This window comes from Pseudomonas sp. NPDC087336 (genome assembly GCF_044744285.1).
Lineage (GTDB): Bacteria > Pseudomonadota > Gammaproteobacteria > Pseudomonadales > Pseudomonadaceae > Aquipseudomonas.
The window spans coordinates 1-572 of the sequence record NZ_JBIUYA010000078.1; the positions used below are offsets into that span (position 1 = coordinate 1).

Annotated in this window: 1 pseudogene; it reads left to right on the top strand. The window is 57.7% G+C overall.

Going from position 1 to position 572, the window contains the following annotated elements:
- Positions 1 to 572 (top strand): annotated as a pseudogene (locus ACIO0C_RS31260) (hypothetical protein); the annotation flags it as partial.

Consider the following 572-nt stretch of genomic DNA (forward strand, 5'->3'; position numbering starts at 1 on the left):
GTTCCAGAACCTTGGTGAAGCTGCACTGAACAAGCTGGACGAAGCCGGTATCGTTTACGTAGGTGCTGAAGTTGGCGCAGGCGACATCCTGGTGGGTAAGGTCACTCCGAAAGGCGAGACCCAACTGACTCCGGAAGAAAAACTGCTGCGTGCGATCTTCGGTGAAAAAGCCAGCGACGTTAAAGACACCTCCCTGCGTGTACCTACCGGTACCAAAGGTACGGTCATCGACGTACAGGTCTTCACCCGCGACGGCGTTGAGCGTGATGCTCGTGCCCTGTCGATCGAGAAGTCCCAGCTGGACGAGATCCGCAAGGACCTCAACGAAGAGTTCCGCATCGTTGAAGGCGCTACTTTCGAACGTCTGCGTTCCGCTCTGGTCGGCCACAAAGCCGAAGGCGGCGCCGGTCTGAAGAAAGGCCAGGACATCACCGACGAAGTGCTGGACGGTCTTGAGCATGGCCAGTGGTTCAAACTGCGCATGGCAGAAGATGCTCTGAACGAGCAGCTCGAGAAGTACACCCGCGAACGTTTTGCCGCCGACGGCGATGCCTCGATCATATGGGAAGGGC